Origin of the sequence: Levilactobacillus sp., assembly GCF_022646225.1 — a bacterium.
In the GTDB taxonomy this organism is placed as follows: Bacteria; Bacillota; Bacilli; order Lactobacillales; family Lactobacillaceae; genus Levilactobacillus; species Levilactobacillus suantsaiihabitans.
In genome coordinates, this window is record NZ_JALCJA010000003.1 from 379740 (window position 1) to 402495 (window position 22756).

The 22756-nt window shown below is 54.7% G+C and carries 21 protein-coding genes; 12 read left to right on the top strand and 9 right to left on the bottom strand.

Annotation, left to right across the window (positions count from 1 at the left end):
• Window positions 1-15: 15 nt before the first annotated feature.
• The 6 genes from LKH74_RS06575 to LKH74_RS06600 all read left to right on the top strand — a co-directional run bounded on the left by LKH74_RS06575 (window position 16) and on the right by LKH74_RS06600 (window position 7041).
• Window positions 16-474 carry a zinc ribbon domain-containing protein gene (locus LKH74_RS06575; protein ID WP_135368728.1) on the top strand — a complete coding sequence of 153 codons (459 nt, stop codon included), beginning with the start codon at window positions 16-18 and terminating at the stop codon, window positions 472-474.
• Window positions 471-1946 (top strand): zinc ribbon domain-containing protein, encoded by a 1476-nt coding sequence (locus LKH74_RS06580; protein ID WP_287788757.1) that lies wholly within the window; start codon window positions 471-473, stop codon window positions 1944-1946. The genes LKH74_RS06575 and LKH74_RS06580 overlap by 4 nt, the downstream gene beginning before the upstream one ends.
• A 12-nt stretch (window positions 1947-1958) precedes the next feature.
• Complete coding sequence (locus LKH74_RS06585; RefSeq protein WP_287788759.1) at window positions 1959-2822, top strand: zinc ribbon domain-containing protein; 864 nt, start codon at window positions 1959-1961, stop codon at window positions 2820-2822.
• Between the two features lie 183 nt (window positions 2823-3005).
• Window positions 3006-3548 carry a GNAT family N-acetyltransferase gene (locus LKH74_RS06590; protein ID WP_287788761.1) on the top strand — a complete coding sequence of 181 codons (543 nt, stop codon included), beginning with the start codon at window positions 3006-3008 and terminating at the stop codon, window positions 3546-3548.
• Between the two features lie 169 nt (window positions 3549-3717).
• A complete protein-coding gene (locus LKH74_RS06595) occupies window positions 3718-4377 on the top strand; it encodes an EAL domain-containing protein (protein WP_135368732.1) in 660 nt (219 codons plus the stop codon).
• A 1014-nt stretch (window positions 4378-5391) separates the two neighbouring features.
• A complete protein-coding gene (locus LKH74_RS06600; protein ID WP_287788763.1) occupies window positions 5392-7041 on the top strand; it encodes a peptide ABC transporter substrate-binding protein in 1650 nt (549 codons plus the stop codon).
• Between the two features lie 180 nt (window positions 7042-7221).
• Here LKH74_RS06600 and LKH74_RS06605 read toward each other — a convergent pair whose 3' ends face one another.
• Entirely contained in the window at window positions 7222-8226 is a 1005-nt protein-coding gene (locus LKH74_RS06605; protein ID WP_287788765.1) for a LacI family DNA-binding transcriptional regulator, read from the bottom strand.
• A 238-nt stretch (window positions 8227-8464) separates the two neighbouring features.
• Here LKH74_RS06605 and LKH74_RS06610 point away from each other — a divergent pair, with 238 nt between their 5' ends.
• Both LKH74_RS06610 and LKH74_RS06615 read left to right on the top strand, forming a co-directional pair.
• On the top strand, window positions 8465-9859 hold the full coding sequence (locus tag LKH74_RS06610) for an SLC45 family MFS transporter (protein ID WP_404819923.1): 1395 nt from the start codon (window positions 8465-8467) through the stop codon (window positions 9857-9859).
• Window positions 9860-9891: 32 nt separating this feature from the next.
• On the top strand, window positions 9892-11565 hold the full coding sequence (locus LKH74_RS06615; protein ID WP_287788766.1) for a glycoside hydrolase family 13 protein: 1674 nt from the start codon (window positions 9892-9894) through the stop codon (window positions 11563-11565).
• Window positions 11566-12277: 712 nt separating this feature from the next.
• Here the strand turns inward: LKH74_RS06615 and LKH74_RS06620 are convergent.
• From LKH74_RS06620 to LKH74_RS06630, 3 genes are all read right to left on the bottom strand, one after another.
• The gene (locus LKH74_RS06620) at window positions 12278-12823 is read right to left on the bottom strand and encodes a phosphoribosyltransferase family protein (RefSeq protein ID WP_135368388.1); all 546 of its coding nucleotides are present in this window, start codon (window positions 12821-12823) and stop codon (window positions 12278-12280) included.
• Window positions 12824-12826: 3 nt separating this feature from the next.
• Complete coding sequence (locus LKH74_RS06625; protein WP_287788768.1) at window positions 12827-13903, bottom strand: NCS2 family permease; 1077 nt, start codon at window positions 13901-13903, stop codon at window positions 12827-12829.
• Window positions 13904-14098: 195 nt separating this feature from the next.
• On the bottom strand, window positions 14099-14794 hold the full coding sequence (locus LKH74_RS06630) for a hypothetical protein (RefSeq protein ID WP_287788769.1): 696 nt from the start codon (window positions 14792-14794) through the stop codon (window positions 14099-14101).
• Between the two features lie 149 nt (window positions 14795-14943).
• Here LKH74_RS06630 and LKH74_RS06635 point away from each other — a divergent pair, with 149 nt between their 5' ends.
• From LKH74_RS06635 to LKH74_RS06650, 4 genes are all read left to right on the top strand, one after another.
• The gene (locus LKH74_RS06635; RefSeq protein ID WP_287788770.1) at window positions 14944-15366 is read left to right on the top strand and encodes a MerR family transcriptional regulator; all 423 of its coding nucleotides are present in this window, start codon (window positions 14944-14946) and stop codon (window positions 15364-15366) included.
• A gap of 245 nt (window positions 15367-15611) precedes the next feature.
• Window positions 15612-16892 (top strand): MFS transporter, encoded by a 1281-nt coding sequence (locus LKH74_RS06640; protein ID WP_287788772.1) that lies wholly within the window; start codon window positions 15612-15614, stop codon window positions 16890-16892.
• A 132-nt stretch (window positions 16893-17024) separates the two neighbouring features.
• Window positions 17025-17591, top strand: a complete 567-nt coding sequence (locus LKH74_RS06645; RefSeq protein WP_287788774.1) for a TetR/AcrR family transcriptional regulator — start codon at window positions 17025-17027, stop codon at window positions 17589-17591.
• Between the two features lie 76 nt (window positions 17592-17667).
• A complete protein-coding gene (locus tag LKH74_RS06650; protein ID WP_287788775.1) occupies window positions 17668-18360 on the top strand; it encodes a DUF4097 family beta strand repeat-containing protein in 693 nt (230 codons plus the stop codon).
• Between the two features lie 96 nt (window positions 18361-18456).
• On the opposite strand, the gene LKH74_RS06655 is transcribed toward LKH74_RS06650, so the two are convergent.
• The 5 genes from LKH74_RS06655 to LKH74_RS06675 all read right to left on the bottom strand — a co-directional run bounded on the left by LKH74_RS06655 (window position 18457) and on the right by LKH74_RS06675 (window position 22696).
• Entirely contained in the window at window positions 18457-19644 is a 1188-nt protein-coding gene (locus tag LKH74_RS06655) for an NADH-dependent flavin oxidoreductase (RefSeq protein WP_287788777.1), read from the bottom strand.
• Complete coding sequence (locus tag LKH74_RS06660) at window positions 19641-19934, bottom strand: hypothetical protein (protein WP_135368380.1); 294 nt, start codon at window positions 19932-19934, stop codon at window positions 19641-19643. The genes LKH74_RS06655 and LKH74_RS06660 overlap by 4 nt, the downstream gene beginning before the upstream one ends.
• Window positions 19935-20043: 109 nt before the next feature.
• Window positions 20044-20418, bottom strand: coding sequence for a winged helix-turn-helix transcriptional regulator (locus LKH74_RS06665; protein WP_135368379.1), 375 nt, complete (start codon window positions 20416-20418; stop codon window positions 20044-20046).
• Window positions 20419-20604: 186 nt separating this feature from the next.
• Window positions 20605-21585: a cation diffusion facilitator family transporter gene (locus LKH74_RS06670; RefSeq protein WP_287788780.1), complete on the bottom strand. Its 981-nt coding sequence runs from the start codon at window positions 21583-21585 to the stop codon at window positions 20605-20607.
• A 121-nt stretch (window positions 21586-21706) separates the two neighbouring features.
• Window positions 21707-22696, bottom strand: coding sequence for a serine hydrolase (locus LKH74_RS06675; RefSeq protein WP_287788782.1), 990 nt, complete (start codon window positions 22694-22696; stop codon window positions 21707-21709).
• Window positions 22697-22756 lie beyond the last annotated feature (60 nt).

A 22756-nucleotide genomic window follows, 5' to 3' on the forward strand; every position in this document is an offset into this window, starting at 1 on the left:
AAAGGATTTTTCCCAATGAAACAAACCTACTACCGGATCTGTTCCAACTGCGGCAACCAAAATGCGGCCGACGCCAATTTCTGTCTGAAATGTGGCACGACGCTTTCCGCCGCAGATGAATACGCGTTGATCCCCCACGCTGCGGACCAGACCTTCCCCCTGATTGACCTGGAGTTGACCCCCGACGAGGTCGCGCAAACCAAGAACTTCAAGATCACTGAAGACCAAAATATCCCCGCGGGCTACCGGTCGGCCGGCCTGATCTTTGCCGAAAGCGACGTCGCCCCACGCGCTGGCGCCAAAGCCGCTTGGGAAGACTTGTTCAAACATGTTTACGCCCTGCTCCTGGCCAAAGGCTATGCCGGTGTGGCGCGCGTGTCGATCCAGCCGGAACCGATGCAGCCCAGCCAGCTTTGCCTGTACGGCGAGGCGCTGGTCGTGGATTCACCTTCTAGAATGGAGGCGCGCCCATGACCCCAGTAACATTTCACGCTCCGGCCAACAATCAACCGGGGGCCCAGGCGAATTTCTGCCCCAACTGTGGCCAACCGGTCGCCCCGACTGACACCTTCTGTCCCAACTGTGGCTACGACCTAAAGGCAGCAGCCCAAGCAGCCGGTCAAGTGCAACCGACGCCCACGCAAACGCAACCCACCAATGCCTCAGCCCCCGCAACGCGACGGCCCCGGCAACCCTGGTCCAAGAAAAAGAAACGTCTCTGGTGGGGAATCGGCGGCCTCGCCGTGGTCCTAGTGGCCTTCTTCGTTTGGGGCAGTAGCCATTACTCCCGTGCGGCCACGCTCGACCGGACCATTAGTGACATCAAGAGCGGCCAACATTTAACGGCGGACTTCACCAGCGCCAGCACCGATCTGACGCTCAACAAGCAAAAACTCCTGCCGATCAACCGCTACTACAGCGACCACGCCCGCGACCTTAGTAAACTAAAGGCTGACCTCGCCAGCAGCGGCCGGTCCAGCGATGGCAACTTCGTGTACGAACAAACTGGTCGGCATTTCCTATTCTTCCCGAAATACCAGATCAGCGTTAGTCCCGTCTACCCGACCGTGACCACCAACCACACGGGTAACGTCATTTCGCTAGACAACCATAAAATTGCGACGGCCACGACCGACAGCTATACCAAGAAACTCAGTGCGCTGGTGCCCGGCGAGTATCACCTGCAATCAAAGGGCCGAATTGGTGGCCACAATTTGACCAACAGCGGCGACTACCACATCACGTCGAGCAAGACCTACGACCTGCAGCTGACGACCATCACCGTGGACCTAGACACGGTACCCGGATCCGCCGTTTACCTCAACGGCAAGAAGCTGGGCACCGCCGACAGTAGCGGAACTTACCGGCTGAAGAACGAACCGTGGTCCTCCGACATGGCGGTCTACGCGGCTTACACCTCTGATATTGGGAAGGCCACGACGGCCACGACCAAGCTGAAAAAGAGTGACGACGGCAGTTACGTCGACTTGGATTACAAGGATATGATGGCCGAAAGCGACGCGGATGAGTTGATCAGCAACCTATTTGAAGCCGCCGATGGCCTGGCTAGATTTGGCGGAATCGATGATGCGACTGATGACGATGGCGACCCAATGTCTGACTTCTTCGTGAACGGTGCCAGCAATGCCTACTACGTCGACCTCAAGAAGATGGCCAAGGGGTATAACGATAATGACGACCTGGACGGCATCGGCATGGATACCAACGTCACAGCCGTCAAGCCCGGCCCCAACGGTACCAGCATCGTCACGTTTACCGTGGAGTATACCTTTGGTTTGACCAACTACGATTACGACCACGTCCAAGACTTCCAGTACACCGCCACCGTTCAACCGGCAGGCAACGACAACTCGTCTCAGAGCTATGAAATCGTGAAATACGGCCACGCGGTCAAGACCGACGACCGGCACGAAGACGAAGATTAAGGAGACGATACCATGACTGATCAACCCAAATTTTGCCCACACTGCGGCAATGAACTAAAACCAGACGCCCAGTTTTGTCCCCAATGTGGCTACGCGGTGGGCGCGGCGCTAAACGAAACGGCCCAACCGGACCCCACACCAGCCGCCCAACCCCAACCCGCACAGACTGAAACACCCACCCCGACGGCCCGGCGCACGGCCAACCCGTCCGGCAACTATTTTAACTGGTACTTCGCTACATTGCGGCATCCCAGTCAAGACTTGCCCGGCACCAACCGCTTTTTCGGCCTGATTTCGCTGGTCGCCGAAGCGTTGTTGCTGTCGCTCACGCTGGTCATGCTCAGCCAAAAGCTGACGACGATGGCCATCCGGACGATGGACCAATACGCAGCCGCCGAACTGAGTCGGGTGCTCAACGTCAACGGCTTGATCTTTAAGACCGGCCTGACCCTGTTCTTCTTAGTCATCATCGGCTACGCCATCTACGTGGGCATCAGCTACGCGTTCCGGCGCATCATTACCGGCGAAGCCCAGAACTTCTGGGACTTCCTCAACCACTTTGCCGGGGTGACCAACCTCTTGTTGATCTTCAACCTGATCACCTTCTTGTTGGGCCTCATCACTGGCGCCGGCAACCTCTCCAGTTTGAGCATCTTCTTGCTGTTCCTGGTGCCCGCCAATATTCTGATCAGCGCCGCGTTTATCTTCATCATCATCGACGACGTGCCCACGCCGCGGATGGACAAGTTCTACGCGGTCCTGCTGGCGGAATTGGCCCTGGCAGTTGCCTTTGCCATCTTCGGCTTCATCGCGGCCAATTTGGTCGGCGGCTCGATCGTCAGCTACGTTGAATCCCTCTATAACAGCGCGCTTTAGGTGCGGAAAGATCGGTTGGGCTGCGGCCTGGCCGTTTTTTTTGTGCGGTCTAGCGGGCGGTGACAGTCTCGGCTGGGACGTACTCCCCCTTGGGCGGACGGTAAGCCAGTAATCAGCTATCCCTTCGCCTGCGTTTAGTGGTATCCTAGAGGTTATTCTAAACGAAACGGTGGCGGACAATTCATGAGTTTAATCTATATCAAACGGGCGACGATGGCCGATATTCCGGCAATCATGACCATTATTGGCAACGCTAAGGCCTTGTTGAAGGCCGATGGCAGTCCGCAGTGGCAAGACGGGTATCCAGACGAGACGGCCATTCGGCGTGACATTATGGCCCAGTGTAGCTGGCTATTGATGATCGACGGGCAGATTGCCGGGACCGCGGCCCAGGTGATTGCCGACGACCCGAATTACCATGAAATCGCGGGTGCGGGCTGGCAAAACACGACCGACCCCTACGCCACGATTCACCGGATTGCCCTGAGCGCGGACTTCGCGGGGCAACACCTGAGCCATTTCTTCTTCTCGAACCTCATCAGCCAGGCCTACCAAGCAGGCATCCGCAACTTTCGGATCGACACACATGACTTGAATAAACGGATGCAGGCCATCGCGACTAGCCTGGGCTACCAGTACCGCGGCATCATTCACGTGGCCGAGCCCGGCGACAATGCCCGCCGCGCTTACGAGTTGAATTTAGGGGTTAAGCCGACCAATCTGTAACACCACAGGGCGTGGTTGACAGTCACTTAGCGGACGACCACCCGGATTTGACGGGACAAATTGCTAAAGTCGTGCATCTTTATGGCTATAAAATAATTTCAGGATGATGTATAATGGTCAGTGCTGATTGTAACTGCATTTTTTACCCAGAAAGGGGATTTTCTGTTTAATGTATCGATTTTTCGTCCAGCCACAAGTGAACGTGGCAACGCAGAAGTTAGCGGGCTACGAGCTGTTATTGCGCTCGTATCATCACAATTACTGGGTGACGCCGACTGATTTCACCGCGCTCCCGATGGACCAGCAGGTGTCCCTGTCCTATCAAGAAATCACCAACATCTTGAAGGACCACACCGACAATCCCGAGATCTCGCTGAACTTAAACCGCGAGCAATTCTCGGACCGCCAGACGATTGGCCACTTAATTCACTTAAAAAAGTCCATTAAAAATTTAAACCTGATCGTCGAATTGACCGAGGCGCCTAGCCTGGAAGAACTCCACCGCTACGTGGCGTTGTACCGGTCATTTGGCATCAAACTGAGTCTCGACGACGTGGGCACCGACAATCCGTGGGGCCCCCACGTGCAAGACGTGCTGCCCTTCATGGACAGTATCAAATTCGCCATGCAAAATTTCCGCTTGCAACACCGGCAAAAGGAATTGCTGCCCAGCTTAAAGGCTTGGCGCAAGATTGCCGACATGTACCAACTGGGCTTCACGCTGGAAGGGATTGAAGACCCTAGCGACGTGGCCCTGGCCAAGCAGTACAACGCGGAGATGACACAGGGGTATTACTATAGCAAACCTGTGCCTTATGCGGCTGGGTAGTTGTGTTTTAGGGTATAGGTAAAGGGAACGCTGGCTTTGGCTGGCGTTCTCTTTTTTGGCGTCTTCTGACCACCGCAACACCGTTTCAAAAATTACTTACCACGTATCACCCAAGGTGCCTTACAGAGTCTGGTTTAAACCTGGCTGAACTACCCAAACAAAAAAATACCTCGGTACTTCAGAACACGATAAATAATCAAATGGGTTTCGCGCAAATTAAATTTGCGCTATTCTAACAACCGCCAATGCAAGTGATAAATAATCAGACAATTTGAATAAAATTCATGCTCTGTCTGGTTATTGGGTAACTAGTATTTATTAGCAACTGTCCTTGGATTTACCGAAAACATTCGAAATAATCAAAGCTACGTACCCCATCGAATCGCGCAAAGATTTCCATCATTTAGTTATTAGACAATCCAGTCCATTTCATCAGTTAGTCTCATCCTATGCCGGCTTATCCAGCTTGTCTATACTTGTTTCAGCTGATTATTATCTATTTATAATGGAGATGCATTTTAATATTCACGTACCGCGTTTTACCCCGTATAATTATCCAAAAATAAAAATGTGAAAATCATGATAAATAAAATTATATTCCGTCCCCATTTCTCCGTTTCTTTCTATATATCCCACCGAAATCACCGCCACACAGCGCAACCAACCATTTTAAAATTCTCTGTTGACAAACCGAACCGACCTCGTTATTATTAGAGCCATATTAGAAATACACGAACGCATCGCCAGGAAGAGTAGTGACTCCCGCTAAGTTCAGAGACCACCGGTAGCTGAAAAGGTGGCTTACAACGGAGTCGTGAAGATGAGCCTGGTTGCTAACAATTGGTGGAAGCTGATTGTTCGATTTGAAGCCCGTTACCGCTTCCGACTTTTGGCAACAGAAGTTACGGAGATGGTGGATGTGAGTCCCCCATAAATCAAGGTGGTACCGCGAGTGAAATCGTCCTTATGTTTAACTAACATGAGGACGATTTTTATTTTGAGGAGATGTTTTGGATGAAGAAAAAGGGAACGATTTTAACGGTGGCGGCCCTGAGCCTCCTGACATTAGCTGGCTGTGGGAGCCAATCCAGTGCCAACAGCGATGGTGGTAGCGCCAAGTACGCGGCTGACCAAACCTTGAACTGGACGGAAACGTCTGAGCTGGCCACCAACGACCTGGCCAAGGCCACGGACACCTTGAGTTTCACCGTTTTACAAAACACGCAAGAAGGTCTTTATCGCTTGAACGACAAGGGAACGCCGGCCAACGCGTTGGCCACCAAGACCAAGCTGACCAACGGCGGCAAGACCTACACGTTTACCCTGCGCAAGGGCGTCAAATGGTCTAACGGCGATCCGGTCACGGCCAAGGACTTCGTTTACTCCTGGCAACGCACGGTCAATCCCAAGACTGCTTCACAAGACGCCTTTTACTTCTTCCAGGTGAAAAACGCCGAGGCCGTCAACAGTGGTAAGAAGCCGCTGAGTTCGCTGGGCATCAAGGCCGATGGCGACTACAAGCTGACTGTGCAGCTGACCAAGCCTGTTTCTTACTTCAAGAAGTTGCTGGCCTGGCCGCTCTTCTACCCGGTCAACCAAAACGCCGTGCAAAAATACGGCAAAAAGTACGGGACCAGTTCCGCCACGACCGTGTACAACGGGCCGTTCCGCTTGACCAAATGGAACGGGACCAGCACCACCTGGACGTTGGCCAAGAACAAGACTTACTGGGACAAGCAAGCCGTCCACCTCGACAAGATCAACACGGTCGTCACCAAGAGCACCACGACCAGTTACAATTTATTTAATGCCAAAAAGACCGACGAGACCTTACTCGACGGCCAACAGGTCAAGAACAATCAGAATAACGAAAACTTTGTCAAACGCCTCCCTACCGGTACCCAACGCCTGAGTCTGAACCAAAAGACGGTACCCGCCTTCAAGAACGTCAACGTCCGCAAGGCCTTCTCCCTGGCCATCAACCGGCAACAATTGGTCAAAAACGTCTTGCAAGATGGTTCAACCGTTTCCAAGGGCTTCGTTCCGGCTGGCATGGGCAACAACCCCAAGACCGGCGAAGGCTTTGACCAGGAAGCCGAGGTCAGCTCCGCCGTTTCCTACAACCTGAAAAAAGCCAAGCAACTGCTGGCTAAGGGGTATCAGCAAACGGGTAAGAAGTCGTTAGCCGTCACCCTGTTGGTTTCCGACACCGACGCCAGCAAGCAAACGGCCGAGTTCTTACAGAGTTCATTGCAAAAACTCCCCGGCGTGAAGGTCTCCATCAACACGATTCCTTACGTGCAACTGATTACGCGCCAACACAACAAGAATTATGACTTGACGCTCAGTGGCTGGCAATCCGTTTTCGCCGACCCCATCAACTTCTTGGACGTTTACGAATCCAACTCCAGTTACAACACATCTAGCTGGTCCAACAAGCAATACGATAAGTTGCTGGACGAATCCGAAAACCAAGACGGTAATCAACCGGTCAAGCGGTGGGCTAAGTTGGTCCAAGCCGAAAAGGTCCTGATGAACGATCAAGGGACCATCCCACTGTACCAAGCCGCCAAGTCGCAACTGTTACGGAAGAACGTCAAGAACATCAACTACAATCCCGCTGGTGTGCCTTACGACTTCAAGACGACCTACATCGCCAAGTAAGCTAGCCGCCTCAGCGCTTCGTCCACCACCGGCCAATCCCCCTAGTCGTCGGTTGGTGGCAGGCTTCATCAGCCAGCACCACTTGTCAGTTCCCATAAATGTCTTTATATAGTAGAAACAGGTCCCCATCGGCGTTTGAAGTGCGCTTCGATGGGGACCTGTTTTGTTGTTCATCCTAACCTACTTCCGATCCCCGTTCAGGCGCCGGACGCTCTGCCGGTTCACCAGCTGGATCGGCGTGATCTTCTGCGGTAGGGCTTCCTTGGCCCGCAGCTGTTGAACCCCGGCAATGCCCATTTCATAAAAATTCTGCGACACGCTGGTCAGTGACGGTTGGACCAGACTACACAATTCCGTGCCATCGATGGCGATGATCGACAGGTCGGTCGGCACCGCCAAGCCCAGGTCGCGGGCCTGGTTCATCACGCCGATGGCCGCCATGTCACTGGCCCCGACGACAGCCGTCAATGACGTTTTTGCGCCGTACGCCCGCATGGCCGTTTGCCCGGCGGCGTAGCTGTAATTGCCCAGCTGAACCCAATCCGGCGCCGGGGTGATACCGGCATTCTTCAGGGCCTGCGTGTAGCCAAGCACGCGCAACCGGCCGGTATGAAAGTCGCTGTCGACGCCCGCCAACCCGATGCGGCGGTGCCCCTGGTCAAGCAGCGCCTGGGTGGCCAGATAGCCGACCTGCCAGTCATCGGAAGTGATGTAGGGCAGCCGTTCGCCGTCAAAGGAGATCGACAAGAAGCAATACGGAAGCTGGGACTGCTGCAACAACGTTAAATTCTCCGCCGCCAGGTCCACCGACAACAGTAAGATGCCCATCACCGGCCGTTCAATCACGGTCATCAGCGCCCGCCGTTGTTGCTCGGCATCGGCATCCCCCGCGTACAAAATGATGACGTTCAAGTCGTGCCGATGGGCCTCGGCCTGGATACCCTCGATGATCTGGCTGGCAAAATTGGTCTTGGTCGAATTGACCACGGCCGCAATCACGTGGCTTTGCCGGGTAACCAACTCAGCGGCCGCCGTGTTCTTCTGATACCCCAAGGTTGCCGCCGCGGTCTGGACCTTCTGGGCCGTGGCCGCACTAAAGAAGGCGGTCTTATGGGCCAACACCCGTGACACGGTGGCCGTGGAGACCCCCGCTAATTTGGCAATGTCTTTAATCGTTGCGGCCATCTCGACCACCTCGCTTTCAACTGGTTTTGCATCTGTTCTTATTCTACCGTTAATCGGGAAAAACCACAAAGCCAATCCCGTCAAAATGGGTAAATTTACACAAACGTTTGCTTTATTGTTTTAAAGCTATTGTAAACGTTTGCGTAAAGTGCTAGAATTCAAATTGTAAGCGGTTACTTAATTCATTCGATCGATGTATGGCACTTATTCTAGCTTTCATTTTTGAGGAGGAATCACTATGGCGCAAAATACCGCCTTAGATGGTGAGCCCGCCACCACGACCACTACCACGGTCGCCGACAACTCACTACCCAAACTACCATTAAAAACGATCTTCGCCATGACGTTTGGCTTCTTCGGCGTCAACATGGCCTTTTCCCTACAGTCGTCCCAGATGGGGCGGATCTTCCAGACGATCGGCGCGGACCCGACGAAACTCGGGTTCTTCTTCCTGTTGCCGCCACTGGCCGGGATGGTCGTCCAACCCCTGATTGGAAAATATTCTGACATCACCTGGAACCGGTTCGGTCGGCGGATGCCGTACCTCATGATCGGTGCTCCCATCGCGGCGTTGGTCATGATCCTACTGCCTAACGCCGGATCCTTTGGCTTTGGCTACGCGTCACTGGCCGCCCTGTTATTTGGGGCCGTCGCCATCTTGTTCATGGACCTATCGTCTAACGTCTGCATGCAACCGTTCAAGATGATCATTGGCGACATGGTCAATGAAGACCAAAAGGATCTGGCCTGGTCTTGGCAACAATCCTACTCCAACTTGGGTGGGGTCTTAGCCACCATCTTCCCCTTCGTTTTGACCTGGTTTGGCGTGTCCAACGTGGCCGCTAAGGGGACCGTGCCGCTGTCCGTGCGGTTGGCCTTTTATATCGGCGCCGCAATTCTGTTGCTCACCTCAATCTACACGATCATCTCGGTCAAGGAATACGACCCCGAGACCTACAACCGTTACCACCACGTGAAATCAGAGGCCAAGCAAAAGACCGCTAGCCTCTGGCACTTAGTCAAAACGGCACCTCGAGCCTTTTGGGAAATTTCCTTCGTCCAACTCTTTGACTGGTTCGCCATTCAATACCTGTGGACTTACGGGACCGGCGCCATCGCCGACAACGTTTGGCACACCGCCGATGCTGCTTCTGCCGGGTATCAAGCCGCCGGTAACTGGTTCGGAATTCTGTCTTGCATCCAGTCCGTGGCCGCCGTTATTTGGGGCTTTGCCGTTCTGTCACACACCAAGCCAAACCAACGGAAATTCTGGTTCCGCATCAGCCTCATTATGGGTGGTCTGGGCATGATCTGGATCTACTTCATTCACTCACAATGGCTGCTAGTCTTGCCATTTTGCCTGATTGGTATCTGCTATTTAACCATGCAGACGCAAGCCATGTCCCTGTTCACCGAATCCTTGAACGGGAAAAACGAAGGGGCCTACCTGGGCCTGTTCAACTGTGGTATCTGCTTACCGCAGATCATCGCATCGCTCGCCAGTTTCGCCATCTTCCCGGCCATTGGGCAATCCATGCCCGGCATGTTGGTCATCGCCGGCATCGCCTTTCTCTTAGGCGCCGTCGCGGTGAGTGTTATTCATCCCAAATTATCCGAAAATTCTGTAAACTAAAGCTAACGTATTTCTATAGGAGGTTTTATCTTATGTCCAAGCAATGGTGGAAAAACGCCGTCGTTTATCAAGTTTACCCACGCAGTTACCAGGATAGTAACCACGATGGGATCGGGGATCTCCCCGGCCTGACCCAACGTTTGCCTTACATCAAAAGGTTAGGCGCCGATGTGATCTGGTTGAACCCCATTTACAAGTCACCCGACAAGGACAATGGGTATGACATCAGCGACTACCGCAACATTCAAGACGTCTACGGCACCATGGCCGACTTCGACACGATGCTGCACACCGCCCATCAACAGGGGCTCAAGATCTTGATGGATCTGGTGGTCAACCACACGTCCGACCAGCACGACTGGTTCGAACAAAGTCGTCAGTCCAAGGACAATCCTTACGCCGACTACTACATCTGGCGCGACCCGGTCGATGGCCACGCGCCGAACAACTGGGGCTCTTACTTCAGTGGATCGGCCTGGACGTTTGAACCCAAGCGTCAACAGTACTACCTGCACCTCTTTGCGCCGGGCCAACCCGATCTGAATTGGGAAAATCCCCAGGTTCGTCAAGAGATCTGGAGCCTCATGCGTTTCTGGCTGGATAAGGGCGTCGATGGCTTCCGGATGGACGTCATCAACCTGATCTCCAAACCCGCCGGTCTCCCCGATGCGCCGCAAGCCCCTGGTGCCCCGTACGGTAACGTCGAACCCCTGGTCTCTGATGGCCCGAAGCTCAACGATTATCTGCGAGAAATGAACACCGAAGTGCTTTCTCACTACGACGTCATGACCGTCGGCGAAATGCCGGGGTCAACGCCAGCCGATGCCATTACCTACACCGGTTTAGACGCCAACGAGCTGAACATGGTCTTCCAATTCCAACACGTCGGTCTTTCGCCTAACCCCGACCAGCGGCTGGGCAAATGGAACGACGCCCCAGTCAAGTTGACCGAATTAAAGGATGCCCTGTCACGCTGGCAAAAGGCCTTGGACGGCAAGGGCTGGAACAGCCTGTACTGGAACAACCACGACCAACCACGGGCCGTTTCTCGCTTCGGTAACGACACCCCCGCCTACCGCGACTTATCCGCGAAGATGCTGGGCACGACGCTACACATGCTGCAAGGCACGCCGTACGTTTATGAAGGTGAAGAACTGGGTGAAACCAACGTCCACTACACGTCGTTGGACCAATACGAAGACCTGGAGAGCCTCAACGCCTACCACGAAATTGTGGATGACGAAAAGCTCATTGAACCTAAGACGATGCTGACCTACCTATCCCACATGTCCCGGGATAACGCCCGCACGCCAATGCAATGGGATGACACCACCAACGCCGGCTTCTCTGATGCGCAGCCGTGGTTTGCGGTCAATCCCAACTACACCACCATTAACGCCGCGGCCGAAGTCGACGACGACCACTCTGTCTTCAACTACTACCGGCGGCTGATCGCCCTGCGCCACAACAGCGATTTGATTGTCCACGGCACCTACGAGGAACTCGATCCCGACGACGACCAAGTCTTCGCTTACCGACGCCACTACCAGGGCCAAACGTTACTGGTCATCAGTAACTTCACCGACCAAACGGTGACCCGCGATTACGACCAGGCCACGGCCAGTGAAAAGCTCATCGGTAACTACGCCGACGACCAGGGAACCACGTTGCGGCCTTACGAAACCAAGGTTTACCTGTTTAAATAATCAATTTTGATATATCTGAAGGTTGAAAGACAAAAATCAACTGGACCCATTGTTATCATGCGATTCGTGACGTCAAAAGTAGTCGTTTTCAGCCTCACAATCCGAACTGGCCGCCTACCGTTCGCCAAATATGGGTTGGAACGCTGGGGCGGACGGGCCGAGCCAAAGGGCGGTCTCGACGCCTCGCTTTGAGCCGAAGTTCACGTCTCAAAGACGCCAGTTGCCTAAGCGGCATGAACCGCGCCGCTAAGGCAACTCCCACGGCTGAACCCATATTTGGCGAACTCTCGGCTAAGGTAGTGCTTGCCAGCAACAGTCATCTTAACCCCAGATAATAGCTGCCATTGACGACTAGTCTTTAATTAACACAATGTTGCTGATAGACGTCAACCTTGCCGGAGGCAGCCAGGGTGGAGCCAGCTGTGTCGGCGGTGTTGGCTGAGGTTTTGTCTCAGCCTACAGCGCGGGACGACTTGAGAGACTGGTGATTTTTGCCAGGCTTTCAAGCGAACCGGAAGACAGCCCCTCAGGCTGGAGGTGTTCCCCAGAGCAGGCGGAACCCTGGCTGACGCAGGCGCCTGGTTTCACCAATTTTAAATGTCAAAACACTACTGTTACGGTAATCAGCGCGTTAATTTCACTTTCAACCTTCAGTATCTAAAAACATCAGCCCCTCAGCGACTGCGAGCGTTGAGGAGCTGGTGTTTTTTGTCTAATCCAACGGAAACAGGGGCAACTCCGCCAAATATCGGATATCTCGCCGCGAGACCGCCCCGCCTTCGGCCAAGATGGCCAGCTGGCCCACGACCGTTGCGCCGGCCTGTTCGATCAGCGCACGGGCGGCCGTCAATGATCCGCCGCTACTGATGACGTCATCGACGATCACCACCCGCTTGGCCACTAACCGATCGGCGTCGGTGCCGTCCAGCACCAGTTCTTGCGGCGCACTGGTGGTAATGGCGTTGACTGGCAACTTGATGGGCGCGCGCATGTAGTCTTTGGTCGACTTGCGTAACACCACGAATTGCGGATGGTCGGTCAACCGACTCAGTTCCTGGGCCAGCGGAATGCCCTTACTTTCCAAGGTCACCAAGTAATCAAAGTCCGCCGGCATGAATGCCAACAATTCTTTGGCGGCGTAATCCGTCAGTTCCGCATCCCCCAACAGCACAAACGAGGCGATGGCTAGGTCCTGGCTAATGGGAATGATTGGCAATTGGCGCGTAAGTGGTCCGATCTTCAACTGATATGTTTTCACAACTTAAACCCCCAGTCCGAAAAGTGGCAAGACAAATTTCAACACGCCGCCGGTCAACAGACCAGCGAATGGGTCGACCGTGGCCGTCACGACTAACGTCAACGCCGCAATCGTGGCATCGGCACCGTGCAAGGCCGTCGTCGCATCGGCGGGGAAGATGACCACCGCTCCCAAGATGAACAGAAAACCGGCAATCGAGGCGCTGGGCACGTACTTCCCCAACTTGGGCAACCAGCCGACCGCTAGAATCGCCGCCATAATCAGCATCATCATGATGCCGGCTACGACGGGCTCCGGAGCACTGGCCGTGGCCGAGATGATGGTCTCGACTGGCGCCCCACCCAGTAGACTCGTCCCCATGTCGGCCAGCGACTGCGTGATAGTCAACAGATTCAGATTTACCGGATTGGGCTTGATCCCGGTCATTTCACCGGTGATCAACCCGTATGAGATGTTGGCGCCAATGTTTAAACACGCCAAGCTCAAGGCTCCGCGGATGACCCGGGGATTGACGGTCGGCTTGGTAAAGACGAACCGGCGCGCCGTCACGTGAGCCGGCAGTTCGGCGCGGTAGTGTTGTAGGCTCACCGCAGCCAGGCTCGCCCCCACGACCGACACCCCGATGGTCCACACCAGATCCTTGGTCACCAAGTACGTCAGGGCAGCTAGGGCCACGGAGACCCACCCGGTCAAGCGCTCATTTTTCGCCATCCCCAGGGCAATTCGGACCAGCATCACCCCGACTCCCGCCATCATCCCAGCCATGATCTGGTCACCCAAGATGGCGACGATTTTGGTCAGGGTACCGGTCACCCCGATCAGCAACATGATCATGGAGCCCCCGAGGATGATCGACGTGCGTTCCCGCAGATCTCGCCCCAACTTGCCAGTCAACGCCAACGACTCGGCTTGAAAGGACAGCGGCGCCACGGCCCCGAAGACCCCATTGACCCCCGACGCAAAGAGAAATGAAAACATCGTTGGAAAAATGGCAAAGCCCAACGACATCGCCATGATGCCCTGTGGAATGCCGTTTAAGACCACGCCAATCGCCGCTAACAAGTCCGCCAACCAATGCACACCTGATTCCCCCACTCATTTAAAATTCGTATTTATTTCATCATCATACGGGACAATCGCGAAAAAGTCTACTATTTTTCTCAAATATACGAACATTTATAATTAAAATCGTTATTAAATTCGCGTATGGTTTAGGGATTAAAAAAGTGAGCCACGCAATCCATCGTGGCCCACATCTTTGTGGGTTGCATTTAATTAGTCCCGATGTAATTGCCGTTCCGTCCCGGCTACTCGCAACAACTGCCAAGCTGGGGGCAACGTTAAGGCTGTCAGGTGCCCCGTTGTCAGAGCCACCGCGTCTTGCGCCAATTTGCCAGCCCGCGTATCGCACCCTAACGGCACGTACGCGTCACAACTGGCATCTTGGTCCAAGAGCTGGTGGAACAGCTGCCGCAAGACCGTCACCCCCGCCGGCAACAGCAGTTGATGTTCCGATAGGCCAAGTTGTTGCAGCCAGCACTGCGCCTGACCGGCCATGCCGTTCAACCGAGCGGGGGACACGGCGGCGTCCTTGTGCTGCGCCACCATCAAGGCCACCAGGGCTCCTAGCGTGGCCAAGACCGTGGCGTGGTCCATCGCGGCCAGGTCGACTAGCAGGTAGGTGGCTGGCGTGGTGGGCGCCGTGGCGCTTGGCCAAGCCGCGGTCACCTGATCGGCTAAGCGACCGTAGATGCTGTGGGCTACCCGGTCCAGTAACGTTTCGGCCGAGAGTTGTGGCACGATTTTAAGCGCATCGGTAGCCTCATCGATCACCAACAAATCGCGCGCATCCGGGCCACTCAATGCCGCCGCGCTGATTGTCGGATCCGTTGACCACGCTAGCAGCGGCTCGAAGTCCGCCCCGGCACGTTGCACGTTAAACTGTTTCACACCCCCACCACCTTTCTTCATCCCGTAGTGTACCCCCTTCGCCCTACCTGAAGGCAACCCCTTTGCTTAAATTTCCAAGACAAATGCTTGCGCTAGTCAAATGAGACGCGTATGATAGATAGCATCACTTACAGTTAGTCGAACGCTAACCCTTGAAGGAGGAACCGGGCATGTCTTACACCATTCACGAAGTCGCCCAAAAGCTAGGGATCTCTACTTATAGCATCCGGTATTATCACGATCACGGCATGTTGCCGTACGTGCAACGCGATGAGAACAACAACCGCGTCTTCAATGACGTGGACCTCGAATGGCTACACGTCATCGTTTGCCTCCGGGGCACCGGGATGCCCGTTGAACGGATTCAACACTATCTCGACTTGGTCCAAGAGGGTGACAGTACCATTCCTGAACGCTACGCCATGATGCAAGCGCAACAGGAACGGACACTAAACGAAATCGCTGACTTAAAGCACCATCTTTCAACCATCAATTTCAAGGTGGAGCACTATGCGACCATCATGAAAAACCACGAACCCGATAGCTTTGTGCCGTCAAATTTGCGCGACACAGCCGCTGACCAAACGGTGTAAGCTTGACCGGCTCCCACTAGCATGCATCACAATAACCGCACCAAATCAGCCATGACCTCCGCAACATTGGGCCATGGTTTTTTGTTGGTCGTGGGTCCTTGTCGGCTAGCCGAAACGGCGGATAACCCGTCATCGGTGCCGCTTTCATTTCCCGAGTCAAGTTTCTTGTCCCCCCTTTACTAATATGCTAATATTAACAGCCTGTGAAGCATTTATTGCGTATTTTATAAAAGGGGGGATAACCCTTGGAAACAACTTTACTTCCGCATTGGCGGCGCAATATTTATTTATTTTTAACCAGTCAGTTTCTGTCCGGAATCACCAGTATGGTCGTGCAATACGCCATCATCTGGTATCTGACCAAACAGACCGGTTCGGCCACGGTCCTCAGTCTTGCCACGTTGCTAGGCATGTTGCCGATGGTCCTGCTTAGTCCGTTCGTTGGCCCCTTCGTCGACCGACTCAACAAGAAAGCCTTGTTGATCGTTCCCGACGTGGTCGCAGCCATCTTTGCCATTATTTTGTCCGTTGTCGGGACGCTACAGGCGACCTTTCCGCTGTGGCTGATCTTCATTTCACTCTTAGTCCGTTCCATCGCGCAGACCTTTCAGATGCCCACCATTCAGTCGATTCTACCGACCATGGTGCCCGCTGAAGAACTGACGCGCATCAACGGCCAGCTGGGCATGGTCCAGTCGGCCAACATGATTATCGCGCCAGCACTCGGGGCCTTTCTATTTGCCATCATCCCCATGAATTTCTTAATTTTAGTGGATGTTTTGGGCGCCATCATTGGGATTAGCCTGTTGACCTTCGTCATGATTCCGGAACATCCGGTGATCGACGAAAAGGTCCACGTCCTGGCCGATGCCAAATTTGGGCTGGATAAGCTCCGCCACACCCGCGGTCTGTGGGCCATCACCATGATCGGCGCGACATTTACGCTGATGTTCATGCCCGCCGCCAGCCTGTATCCGTTGATGACCATGGGTTATTTCCACGGAACGGTCGGCCAGGCCGGGCTGATCGAAGTCATCTATTCGGTCGGCATGCTGGGCGGGGGCGCTATCATCGGCCTGTTCGGCAATTGGCGTGACCGCATGAAACCCATCTTTTGGGCAACCATCGCCATGGCCGTGACCTTTGGCGGCAGTGGGCTTTTGCCCGGCAATCAAACCGGCTTCGTTTGGTTTGTGATTTTAAACGTTCTGGCCGGTGCCGTGACGCCATTTTACAGCACCTTACTGATGGCGATGATTCAACAGAGCTTCCCCGCTAACGAATTGGGCCGAGTCCTGGGTGTCTTAAACTCCCTGACCAGTATCGCCGGGCCCGTGGGCCTGATCTTTGCCGGGCCGATTGCCGACGCGATTGGCGTGGAAAAGCTGTTTATCATCGGCGGCGTGGGGTCTTTGATCTGTGGGTTAGCCATGTTGGCCATGCCTAGCGTGCGCACCTATGATCAGCAGTTACAAGCCCGCTTGGCAGCCGAAGCTGAGCCGGTTGTGGAAGAGTCGTTGGAGTAACCACAATTTTTTAATCTTTGAGACGCCTGGTCACGGGACTGGGCGTCTTTTTTGTTGGCCAACTTTCTCAATCTCTCTTCTTGACAAAATGAATGAATTGTTTTAATATTCATTCAGTAAGGAGGACCTCACATGGACGATAAACAACAACGTTTATTCACGGCCGCCCGCGACCTTTTCTTGGCCAACGGCTTCAAGGCCACCAGTATCGCCGACATTGCCGCCCGGGCCAACGTCGCGGTCGGCACCTTTTATAATTTTTATGATGCCAAGTCAAGCATCTTCCTAGCCGTCTACAACGCGGAAAACGAGCGGGTCAAACGGGCCATTCTGGCCAACGTGGACCTCACCGCCGACCCGGCCACCGTCTTGCGGACCGTGATTCGCCAAATTTTCACGCAATCCGCAGACAACCTGATCTTACAAGAATGGTTTCAAAATCCCAAGCTCAATCGCCAGATTGCCCAGGCTAACCAAAACGTCGTCGCCGATAGCGTGGTCTACGCCACCCTGTTGACGCTGATCGACCGCTGGCAGGCACAAGGCCTACTGGCGCCGACCATGACCAAGGCCCGTGCCGTTAGCCTATTCAACGCCCTCACCGTCATGGATTTCCATCAAAGCGAGATCCAGACGGACGATTACTTTCAGGTGCTCAACGACCTGATCACTGGGATTCTCAAAGTCGTTTTAAAATAGCCAGTGCGGTTATTTTTTTATCAATAAAAGTGAATGAATTTAAATAATATTCATTCACACTCACAAAGGAGTTAATATGAAAAAAATGTTAATCACGATCAGTATCATCATCCTCGTTTTGGCCCTCGTCTCTGGCGGCCTGATTGCCTGGGCCAACGCCAGTCATCACCGCATCAACGTCAACCGGCTGACCGTGCGCTCCCTCACCGACCGCCAAGTCACGCTGACCGCGGCACCTAAGGCCCTGAATCTGCGTGTCCAAACGGCCGTGGTCACCATCCGTTCCGGCGCCCAAAACCGACTGGACCTGACCAACGTCGCCGCCGACCAGTATCACCTGGACCAGCAAAACGACACCCTCAGTCTGACCGAAACGGCGGCGGATCGCCACCAATTGACACTGGGACGGTCCGCAAAGATCGTGCTCACTCTGGCCAACGCCGATGACCTCGACGCCGTCACCATCCATCAGCTCAACGGCACGCTCAACCTAACCGACCTGACGACCCACCACCTCGAGATCCACCACCACAACGGCACGACTCAGGCCCACCGTCTCACCGTTACGGGTGCCGGCCGATTGATCAAGGACAACGGCAGCACCACGTTGACCCAGCTAACGAGCGCCGGGTTGAACGTCGCCGTAAAAAACGGCCAGGCTCACCTCAACGGCCGCCGCGTCGCCACCAGTAACCACAACTACACCGTCGCCGGCCAACATCCCCTGACCATCACCAGCGGTTCCGGTCAGGTTAAAATTACCCAATAACCAAAAAACTTGCCCACTCCCAGGAGAATCCTCCCAGGTTGGGCAAGTTTGCTTTAACAAGTATTTTCTATTCGCGAAATTAATATCGAAAACGGCCTACATTTTCTTCTCGAAACCTTCCATCGGTGCCGCTTCATTTTGGTAATCCACCGCCGTAGCGGGATCCGTGGTGAAGTGCATCACCGAGTAAAAGGCCCCTTTTAGGTAGTATTGCATGGCGACTGGAATCTTCAATTCGGTCATTTCCGATGGGGACAGCTGGTAGCGGATGCTGGCCTCATCGTGGTCCTCGACCTTTTCCATCCATTGCGGTTCGCGAATCATTTCGCGGCCCATCGCCACCAGATCGGCACCCATGGCTAAAACGGCTTCGGCATCGGCGGGGGTTTCCACGGACCCGACACCGATCAACGGCTTACGCCCAGCTAATTGGGCAACAAATTTCTTCATGATCGGCTCGTGGTCGGACTTGTCGTTCAATGAGGTCCGTAGAGCGGAACCCATGGACATGTGGACGTAATCCACTGGGGAGTCCGCTAACATCTCCAGGAAGGCCAAGCTGTCGGCCAACCGGATACCGGGCGTTTCGATTTCTTCCGGCGAGATGCGGTAGCCCAGTAAGAATGGCCGGTCCGCGTAGGTATCGATGGCTTCGTGGACGCGGGCAATCACGGCCTGGGCCAGTCCCATGCGCGCATCGCGGTCGCCACCCCATTTGTCGGTCCGGCGATTTGAGTTGGGTGAGAAGAATTGCTGGAGCAAATACGTGTTGGCCCCGTGCAACTCGACGCCGTCAAACCCCGCCGCAATCGCCCGCCGCGTGGCCTCACCAAAGGCTACGATCAGCTCGTCGATTTCGTCGGCCGTCATTTCTCGTGGCGTCTGGGAATCGGCCGGAAAGACGGCCTTCACCGCGCTGGCACTGACCGGTTGTTGGCCACGCAAGATGCTGTCGTTAGACTTGCGCCCGGCGTGGAAGATCTGCAAGACGGCCTTGGTCCCATTGCGCTTCATGGCATTGGCGAGCTTACTGAGACCGTCAATATCCGTGTCGTCGGCAATCGACAGTTCCCCTTCAAAGCCCTTACCACCGGGCACAACATTGGCAACTTCACCAATGATCAGCCCCACACCACCAGCCCGGGCGCTGTAAAAGTCGATTTCATCATTGGTCACGTGCCCGTCGTAAAAGCTGGACATGGTCGTGGTGGGTGACATGACCACGCGGTTCTTTAAGGTCACACCGTTCGCAAATGCATAAGAATCCTGAAAATGATAAGTCATGGAAGTTTCCGCCTTTCTTGATCACAGGTTTGGATTGCGTTTAAAATCGGTCGAAGCGTCTCGCCCGCGGTGGTCAACGTCCAACCGTGTTTCACGTGAAACATAATCAGGTGGTGGCGCCACAATTGCCACAGGCCGACCCCGCATTGGCGCCGTTGCAATCGCGGCAATTGGCGTCGCAACCGGCTCCCGAATTGCGGCCCGTCAGCCAGCAACAAGAGCAAGTGCCATTGCGTGGGCGTGCCGACCAGACTGTGCGTCACCGCCAGGCCCCGAACTGTTGGCTGCATTGGGCCACCTCCTTAACGAGACCTAGCATAACCGGCTTGGCCAAATAAAAAAAGAAGGCACTTAAAAGTACCTCCTAGGTCAAGTGTCTGAAAAACTGTGCTCCAGACGCTAGTTCGTCGTTAAAATATGGCTAAAGCCGCTGTGATCATGGGTGACTTCCATGTCCGGCACCTCGCTGGCCCGGCGTTCACCCCACACCGACATCTGCACCAAGATTTGGCCCAATGACCGGCCCAAATCCGTCAAGGCGTAAGTCACTTTAAAAGGGGCCCGCTCACCGGACACGTGCCGGACGATGATGCCGTCTTGCTCGAGCTCGCGGAGTTGTTGCGTCAACACCTTTTGCGAAATGGCCGGCAATTCCCGCCGCAGGTCACACGTTCGTTGCGGCCGATTACCCAGGTGGCAGAGCAGTTGCGGCTTCCATTTACCGCCGATGACGCCCAGCGTTGCCTCAACCCCATTGTCATATGACTTCTTCACGTGATGACCTCCCAACTATTTTTCCCTATTGTACGCCCTAACCGCCCATTTGGGGAGTAGGCACCTTTTGGTAAGTATACTTGGTTCATCAATTATTAATAACTAATAATTATTAATAATAACTAATAGCAAGAAAAATGATTGGTTACCGACATCTCTCCGTAACCAATCATTTTCAGTGAGTCACTATTCTGCTGGCACCGCCATCACGTTGGTATCGACGACCCCGAATTCGCGGCGCATGGCCGCTTCGATCTCTTCGCCCAGGCGATAACTGTCCTTGACTTCCATGTGCGGGTCGACCGCGATGACCAGATCGACCGTCACCACGTTGCCGTTGTAATGGGCTTTCAAATCCGCCACGTATTTAACACTGGGAAACCCAGCCGCCGCTTGTCGGAACTGGTCTTCGACTTGGGGGTCAAAGTAATCCGCCAGATTCAAACTGCTTTCGCGGAAAATCTTGATGCCCGCCGTCAAAATAAAGATCCCGACCAACAGACTGGCGACCCCATCAAGCCAAGTCAGCTGAAACGCTAGCGCACCGCCAATAGCGATCATGGTGCCCAGGCTGGTCACGGCGTCGCTCAAACTATCTTGGGCCGCGGCCGTGAGGGCAGCATTTTTCAATTTCCGCCCGGCGCGCCGGTTCAACCACCAGACGCCCAGCATGATGACCGTCGCCACGCCGGCCCCCAGTAAGGTAATCGGCTGGGGAATCTCCTGGTCGCCCGGGTGCATCAGACTCTTGATGCCACCATAAATGACGCTGGCCGCAATCGCAATCATGACGATCCCGGTGATCATGGTGAAGACCGTCTCGTAGTGAAACCGCGTTAACTGAAGCCGTTGACCGCTGTGGCTATAGTCCTCCGGCAGCGGTTGGCCCATCAGGTCGTCGTCATGAATGTCACGGGCAATGTAGATCCCAATCAGCAACAGGACCGAGGAAATGATCCCCGACAAATTATTAAACGCATCGGCACGCAAGGTTTGTGAATGGCCGATCACCGCGAGATAAAACTCGATCACGGAAATCGCCAAATACGCGCCCACGTTCAGGTACAAATGGCGTTGCGCGCCCCGCAGCTTGGCCAATTCTGCCTGTTGCCGGGCTTTCCAGGCCGCCTGCTCGCGTTGCCAATGTGCTTGCATGTCTTCTTTCATCCAATCAACCCTCTCATCCGCTTAGCTAGGTCCATTATAGCCCTTCGACTGGCGAGCGAAACGTTTCTTGGCAAGGATTCGGCGGTTAAATACGGCCACCTGCCACAACCAGACGAGCCGATCACTTGGCCGTAAAGACCGCGTGATCGACCTGTTGGCCTAGCCGGTTCATCGCCGGAATCTGTTCGGCTAGATGACCGTGTTGCGACAGTACCACGACCACCACTGCGCGCTGACCGTGCGCGAAAATCGCGGCGTCGTTTTCCACCCCGTAGGTGTCAAACTCACCGGTCTTGTTGTAGACTTGGCGACTGGCCGGGACGTTCGCCGGTAATTTGGTGTGATTGGTATTATCCGCCAGCAACTTAAGCATGGCGGTATCGGCTGTCGGCGAGATCAGTTGATGGTGCCACAATTTCATTAATAATTGGCCTAAATCCCGCGCCGAGGTCACGTTGTCTCGCCCGGCTGCCAAGGCTTTTTGGTCCATCATCAGCCGGCGTAACCGCGTCTGGGTCGCCCCCAGCCGCTGGATCTCGCGATTGACTACGGCCCGCCCACCAACTTCGCGAATGATGATATTGGTGGCGGTGTTATCACTCACCGTCATCATGGCCTTGAGCAACGCTTGATTGGTGACGCGGGTACCCGCCGGTTGGGCTTGTAAATTACCGGTGCCACCGACCTTATCGGCTTCCCGTAACGTATACGGCGTGGCTAGCTGAAAGGTCCCCGCCGCCACCTGTCGATAGACCGTGGCTAGAATAAATAACTTAATATCGCTGGCCGCTTTTTGCGAACGATCGTGCCAGCTCAGTGTTTGGCCAGCAGTGGTCTGGATATAGACCGCATTTTGCCCGGTCAACCGGCCCACGGTCCGCTGGGCAATCGACCGCAGGGGCAGCTGGACCCGGCTTGGAGCTGATTTCGGTTTAGCCGCGGTGTGGCGGGCTTTGCTCGACGTCGCTGAGCGCTGCGTTTGCGAGTGACGCACCGCCGACGACGCCGTGGTGTGCGTGGCGGGATGCGCTGCTACTGGGCGTTGACACCCCGCTAAGGCCATCCCCGCGCTGATTGTCAGGCCAAAAATTAGCCACCATCGCCATTTCATCAACTTCTGCCTCCTCAAAAAATGAGCCCGGGACAAAAACCTCCCGGGCCCGTTCGCGTC

Bases quoted from the DNA above. Each gene is read 5' to 3' on its own strand.
- LKH74_RS06600 (WP_287788763.1), top strand. From the start codon at position 5,392: ATGAAGAAAAAGGGAACGATTTTAACGGTGGCGGCCCTGAGCCTCCTG.
- LKH74_RS06580 (WP_287788757.1), top strand. From the start codon at position 471: ATGACCCCAGTAACATTTCACGCTCCGGCCAACAATCAACCGGGGGCC.
- LKH74_RS06595 (WP_135368732.1), top strand. From the start codon at position 3,718: ATGTATCGATTTTTCGTCCAGCCACAAGTGAACGTGGCAACGCAGAAG.
- LKH74_RS06650 (WP_287788775.1), top strand. From the start codon at position 17,668: ATGAAAAAAATGTTAATCACGATCAGTATCATCATCCTCGTTTTGGCC.
- LKH74_RS06590 (WP_287788761.1), top strand. From the start codon at position 3,006: ATGAGTTTAATCTATATCAAACGGGCGACGATGGCCGATATTCCGGCA.
- LKH74_RS06610 (WP_404819923.1), top strand. From the start codon at position 8,465: ATGGCGCAAAATACCGCCTTAGATGGTGAGCCCGCCACCACGACCACT.
- LKH74_RS06635 (WP_287788770.1), top strand. From the start codon at position 14,944: ATGTCTTACACCATTCACGAAGTCGCCCAAAAGCTAGGGATCTCTACT.
- LKH74_RS06660 (WP_135368380.1), bottom strand. From the start codon at position 19,934: ATGCAGCCAACAGTTCGGGGCCTGGCGGTGACGCACAGTCTGGTCGGC.
- LKH74_RS06585 (WP_287788759.1), top strand. From the start codon at position 1,959: ATGACTGATCAACCCAAATTTTGCCCACACTGCGGCAATGAACTAAAA.
- LKH74_RS06630 (WP_287788769.1), bottom strand. From the start codon at position 14,794: ATGAAGAAAGGTGGTGGGGGTGTGAAACAGTTTAACGTGCAACGTGCC.
- LKH74_RS06645 (WP_287788774.1), top strand. From the start codon at position 17,025: ATGGACGATAAACAACAACGTTTATTCACGGCCGCCCGCGACCTTTTC.
- LKH74_RS06575 (WP_135368728.1), top strand. From the start codon at position 16: ATGAAACAAACCTACTACCGGATCTGTTCCAACTGCGGCAACCAAAAT.
- LKH74_RS06655 (WP_287788777.1), bottom strand. From the start codon at position 19,644: ATGACTTATCATTTTCAGGATTCTTATGCATTTGCGAACGGTGTGACC.
- LKH74_RS06605 (WP_287788765.1), bottom strand. From the start codon at position 8,226: ATGGCCGCAACGATTAAAGACATTGCCAAATTAGCGGGGGTCTCCACG.
- LKH74_RS06675 (WP_287788782.1), bottom strand. From the start codon at position 22,696: ATGAAATGGCGATGGTGGCTAATTTTTGGCCTGACAATCAGCGCGGGG.
- LKH74_RS06670 (WP_287788780.1), bottom strand. From the start codon at position 21,585: ATGAAAGAAGACATGCAAGCACATTGGCAACGCGAGCAGGCGGCCTGG.
- LKH74_RS06615 (WP_287788766.1), top strand. From the start codon at position 9,892: ATGTCCAAGCAATGGTGGAAAAACGCCGTCGTTTATCAAGTTTACCCA.